The sequence below is a fragment of the Luteibacter sp. P4_E6 genome (assembly GCF_056401535.1).
The window spans coordinates 1-5,192 of record NZ_JBFUJE010000277.1 but is presented as its reverse complement, the minus strand read 5'-3'; the positions used below and the strand labels follow the sequence as shown (position 1 = coordinate 5,192).

The 5,192-nt window shown below is 64.9% G+C and carries 4 protein-coding genes and 1 pseudogene; 4 read left to right on the top strand and 1 reads right to left on the bottom strand.

The annotated features are described in order from the left end of the window. Positions 1-82: 82 nt before the first annotated feature. Both alr and radA read left to right on the top strand, forming a co-directional pair. Positions 83-1,171 carry an alanine racemase gene (alr, locus tag AC1DT2_RS15270; protein ID WP_213948418.1) on the top strand — a complete coding sequence of 363 codons (1,089 nt, stop codon included), beginning with the start codon at positions 83-85 and terminating at the stop codon, positions 1,169-1,171. A 71-nt stretch (positions 1,172-1,242) separates the two neighbouring features. After that, on the top strand, positions 1,243-2,634 hold the full coding sequence (gene radA, locus AC1DT2_RS15265; protein WP_477297223.1) for a DNA repair protein RadA: 1,392 nt from the start codon (positions 1,243-1,245) through the stop codon (positions 2,632-2,634). Between the two features lie 100 nt (positions 2,635-2,734). Here radA and AC1DT2_RS15260 read toward each other — a convergent pair whose 3' ends face one another. Then, a complete protein-coding gene (locus AC1DT2_RS15260; RefSeq protein ID WP_477297222.1) occupies positions 2,735-3,532 on the bottom strand; it encodes a cytochrome C assembly family protein in 798 nt (265 codons plus the stop codon). Positions 3,533-3,651: 119 nt separating this feature from the next. On the opposite strand from AC1DT2_RS15260, the gene ffh reads away from it, so the two are divergent. Both ffh and AC1DT2_RS15250 read left to right on the top strand, forming a co-directional pair. Then, on the top strand, positions 3,652-4,995 hold the full coding sequence (gene ffh / locus AC1DT2_RS15255) for a signal recognition particle protein (RefSeq protein WP_477297221.1): 1,344 nt from the start codon (positions 3,652-3,654) through the stop codon (positions 4,993-4,995). Then, positions 4,968-5,192 (top strand): annotated as a pseudogene (locus tag AC1DT2_RS15250) (signal recognition particle protein); the annotation flags it as partial. The gene ffh and the pseudogene AC1DT2_RS15250, both read left to right, overlap by 28 nt.

Here is a 5,192-nt window from a genome sequence, read left to right as displayed (position 1 = left end):
CCACCCCTGCGCCACACGGTTGCCCGCTGGATGCGGCTAGACTGGGCGGTCAGCCACCGCAGCGTCGTCCGCCACCAAGCTCATGAGCCGTACCACTGTCGCCACCATTCACCTGGGTGCCCTGCGCCATAACCTCGCCCGTGTCCGCGCCCTGGCAGGGGATGCCAGGGTCATGGCCGTGGTGAAGGCCGATGCGTATGGGCATGGCCTGGAGCGCGTGGCCCGGGCGCTTGAAGGCGACGCGGAAGCCTTTGCCGTGGCGGCCATCGCCGATGGTCTGCGCCTCCGTGCGGCCGGTCACCGGCAGCGCATCGTCGTGCTCTCCGGTCCCGATACCCCTTCCGACATTGCGGAAATGCAGCGCCTCCGGCTGGAAGCACTGATCCACCACGACGCGCAGTTGCCCTGGCTGGCCCGGGCCGAGCCGGCGCGCGGGCCCTTGCGTGTATGGATAAAGGTTGACACCGGCATGCACCGGCTGGGCTTCGCCCCGGCGCGTGCCCGCGAAGTCCATGCCGCTTTGCTGGCGATGCCCGCGATCGATGGCGAGATCGGACTCATGACGCATTTCGCCTCGTCAGAAGAGTTCGAAGGGCGCGACACGGCCTTGCAGATCCAGCGCTTCCGGGAGGCAACCGCCGGACTCGACGGTCCGCGTGCGCTTTCGAACTCCGCGGCGGTGCTGGGCTGGCCGGATGCCCGTGGGGACTGGGTGCGTACGGGCGGTTTGCTCTACGGACTTTCCGTGGTGGAAGGGCGCTCCGGCGCGGATTTCGGGTTTCGCCCGGCGATGACCCTGTCGACACGTCTGGTCGCGATCAACCATCTCGCGAAGGGCGAACGGGTCGGCTACAACGGCACGTACGAATGCCCTGAAGATATGGCCATCGGTGTGGCCGCCATCGGCTACGGCGATGGCTACCCGCGCAGTGCCGCGGCGGGTACGCCCGTGTTGGTGAACGGACGACAGGCGCCGCTCGTCGGCCGCGTCTCGATGGATCTCATCACGATCGATCTACGTGGCGTGCCCGATGCCCGCACCGGCGACCGCGTAACGCTGTGGGGCGAAGACCTGCCCGTCGAGACGGTGGCGGCCGCGGCGGGTACGATTTCATATGACCTGACCTGTGGCATGACGCGTCGCGTACTCTTCGTCGAAGACGAAAGCTGAGCGTTCGCGTATCGCTCCGTGCGACACGGTCGCGCTATATAGCTCCCTCACTTCCGGAAGATCACGACACGATGGCCAAGGCCAAGACCGCCTACGTTTGTACCGAATGCGGCGCCGAGCACAGCAAGTGGCAAGGCCAGTGCGCCGAATGCGGCGTGTGGAATGTCCTCTCCGCCTTCGTGGTTGAATCGGCTAAACCTGCGGCCGTGGTGTCGATCGGTGCCCAACGGGGTGGCTACGCCGGCGCCGCCGCCGGGTCGCCGAAGATCACGGCGCTGACCGAGGTGCTACTCACGGCGGAGGCGCGCACGCACACCGGCATCGGCGAGCTCGATCGCGTGCTTGGCGGTGGGCTGGTGGAAGGCTCCGTCGTGCTCATTGGTGGCGATCCCGGTATCGGTAAATCCACTTTGCTGCTGCAGATGCTCGGCACCCTGGGTGCGGTATTGCCCAGCCTGTACGTCACCGGCGAAGAATCCCTTTCCCAGGTGGCCGCTCGCGCCCAACGCCTCGACCTGCCGCTCGCACCGTTGCATGCGCTGGCGGAAACCTGCATCGAACGCATCCTCGAGCAGGCGATGACCGCGCGACCGCGTGTCCTCGTGATCGACTCCATCCAGACGATCTGGACCGAAATGCTTACCGCGGCGCCGGGTTCAGTGAGCCAGGTGCGCGAATCGGCGGCAAAGCTCACGCGTTTCGCCAAGGAAACCGGCACCTCCGTTTTCCTGGTCGGCCACGTCACCAAGGAMGGCSRSATCGCCGGCCCRCGCGTMSTCGAGCACATGGTCGATGCAGTGCTCTATTTCGAAGGCGAATCCGGTAGTCGTTTTCGCGTGCTGCGCGCCTTTAAGAACCGCTTTGGTGCGGTGAATGAGCTCGGCGTCTTCGCCATGTCCGAGAAGGGCCTGCGCGAAGTGCCGAATCCGTCGGCCATCTTTCTCTCATCGCACGCCGGTCCCACGCCGGGCAGCGCCGTCATGGTGACCCGTGAAGGCACGCGTCCGTTGCTGGTCGAAGTGCAGGCACTGGTCGACCAATCCTCGTTGGGCAATCCGCGTCGCGTCGTGCTCGGTCTCGAGCAGAACCGTCTGGCCATGCTGCTGGCGGTACTGCATCGGCATGGCGGCATTGCCGCTTACGACCAGGACGTCTTCGTCAATGTGGTCGGTGGCATCCGTGTGCAGGAAACCGCATCCGACGTGCCCGTGCTGATGGCTGTGCTTTCGAGCCTGCGGGATCGCGCGCTACCGGAGAAGTCCATCGCCTTTGGCGAGGTTGGTCTCTCAGGCGAAATCCGTCCCGTGCCCAATGGCGAGGAACGCCTCAAGGAAGCGGCCACGCACGGTTTTCGCCGCGCCGTTGTGCCCGCGGCGAACGCGCCGAAGAAAGGGCGTGTGGGCGACATGGAGGTCATCGGCGTAGAACGCCTGTCGCAGGCCATCGACGCCTGCCGCGAATAAAACCGGGCGCTGCTGACCCCTGTGGGAGCCGCTTCAGCGGCGAAAGCCAGGATGCCGCAAGACCCCATCGCCGCTGAAGCGGCTCCCACACGGGGGGCGGTCAGCCGGTACGGTGCAGGATCAACTCCAGCACCAGCTTGGTACCGAAGAAGGCCAGTAGCAGCACACCCATGCCGATAAGGGTGAGGTTCACCGCGCGCGTCCCACGCCAGCCGTGACGCCAGCGGCCCCAGAGCAGGACGCCAAAGACGATCCAGGCGACGATCGACAGCACGGTCTTATGCACCAGGTGCTGGCTGAACAGGTTGCCGACGAACAGCGTGCCGGTCACCAGGGTCAGCGTCAGCAGCACGAAGCCCACCGCGATGAGGCGGAACAGCAGTACTTCGGTGAGGGTGAGCGGGGGCAGGGCGCGCAGCCAGTGGCCGAACTTGCTCCGCCGCAAGGCACGTTCCTGGATAGCCAGGAGGATCGCCAGGGCTGCGGCGATCGAGAGGATTCCGAAAGCGAGCACCGCAATCGTCACGTGCAACTCGATCTGCCAGGTCATGGCTTCCGGCGCGGTACTCGGCGCGATGAACGCGTCCATTGCGAGGAACACCGCCGACAGCGGGAAGATCAGGATGCCAAGCCCCGCCACAGGGCGCGACAGGTTCACCACCAGCGTGAGTGCCGAGGCAATCCAGGCCACCAGGGACAGGGCGGCGAAGAAATGCAGGTCCAGGGTACCCCGGTGGGCGCTCAGCAGGAGTCCGGCGTGGGCCAGCGCGGCCAGAGTCGCCATGGTCATGCCGATGCGCGCCAGCGGCTGGCCACCCGTCATCAGCGGTCGTGCGAGCACGCCTGCAGCGGACAGGTAGAGGGCAATGGCGGCGAGCGCGAGGATGGCGACGATCATGGACGCGCAGTGTGGCATAGCGGCCCTGTATCGTGAATGCGACACGTTGGCATTGCCCGTCGTACGGCGGCGGTCCAGTCCGGCTATAATCCGTCGTTTACAGCATTCATCGACTCGCCATGGTCGAATCGCTCAGCAACCGCCTATCCGATACCGTCAACCGCCTGCGTGGTCGCGGCCGGCTGACCGAAGAAAACATCCGCGAGACCCTGCGCGAAGTCCGTATCGCCCTGCTCGAGGCCGACGTGGCCTTGCCGGTGGTGAAGGCGCTGATCGAGCGCGTGAAGGTCCGCGCCGTCGGCCAGGAAGTCCTCAAGAGCCTGTCGCCGGGCCAGGCACTGGTCAAGGTCGTCAGCGACGAGCTGACCACCGTCATGGGTGTGGCCAATACCGAGCTGAACCTCGCCGCCACGCCGCCGGCCATCGTGCTGATGGCGGGTCTGCAGGGTGCGGGCAAGACGACCACGGTCGCCAAGCTCGCCCGCTTCCTCAAGGAGCGGAAGAAAAAGCGCGTCATGGTCGTCAGCTGCGACGTGTATCGTCCGGCCGCCATCGAGCAGCTGCGCACGTTGGCCGAACAGGTCGACGTCACCTTCTTCCCTTCGGAAGCGGGTCAGAATCCGGTCGACATCGCAAAGGCCGCGGTCGCCGCCGCCCGTCGCGAGGTGATGGACGTACTGCTCGTCGATACCGCAGGTCGCCTGCATATCGACGAAGCGATGATGGATGAGATCAAGGCGATACACGCCGCGCTCAATCCCATCGAAACGCTTTTCGTGGTCGATTCCATGACCGGTCAGGACGCGGCCACGACGGCTAAGGCCTTCTCCGACGCGATCCCGCTCACCGGCGTGATCCTGACCAAGACCGACGGCGACGCCCGTGGCGGCGCCGCGCTGTCGGTGCGCTACATCACCGGTCGTCCGATCAAGTTCATGGGTGCCGGTGAAAAGACCGACGCCCTCGAGCCGTTCCATCCCGATCGTCTCGCTCAGCGCATCCTTGGCATGGGTGACGTCCTGTCGCTCGTCGAGGAAGTCGAGCGCAAGGTCGATCAGGAGAAAGCCCAGAAGCTGGCCGAAAAGGTCATGAAGGGTAAGCGGTTCGATCTCAACGACATGCGAGATCAGCTCGAGCAGATGTCCAACATGGGCGGCTTGGCCGGTCTCATGGACAAGTTGCCGGGCATGGGTAACCTCCCGGACAACGTCAAATCCAAGGTCAACGACAACGAATTGAAGCGCATGGTCGCGATCATCGGGTCGATGACCAAGAAGGAGCGCCGGCACCCGGATCTCCTCAACGGTTCACGCAAGGCCCGTGTGGCCCGTGGTTCCGGCACCCAGCCCGCCGACGTCAATCGTCTGCTCAAGCAGTTCATGCAGATGGAAAAAATGATGTCCAAGCTGTCCAAGGGCGGCAGCAAAGGCCTCATGAATCCAAGGTCAACGACAACGAATTGAAGCGCATGGTCGCGATCATCGGGTCGATGACCAAGAAGGAGCGCCGGCACCCGGATCTCCTCAACGGTTCACGCAAGGCCCGTGTGGCCCGTGGTTCCGGCACCCAGCCCGCCGACGTCAATCGTCTGCTCAAGCAGTTCATGCAGATGGAAAAAATGATGTCCAAGCTGTCCAAGGGCGGCAGCAAAGGCCTCATG

What these genes read in the sequence shown, in the direction of transcription:
- alr (WP_213948418.1), top strand. Translation starts at nt 83, where the DNA reads ATGAGCCGTACCACTGTCGCCACCATTCACCTGGGTGCCCTGCGCCAT.
- ffh (WP_477297221.1), top strand. Translation starts at nt 3,652, where the DNA reads ATGGTCGAATCGCTCAGCAACCGCCTATCCGATACCGTCAACCGCCTG.
- AC1DT2_RS15260 (WP_477297222.1), bottom strand. Translation starts at nt 3,532, where the DNA reads ATGATCGTCGCCATCCTCGCGCTCGCCGCCATTGCCCTCTACCTGTCC.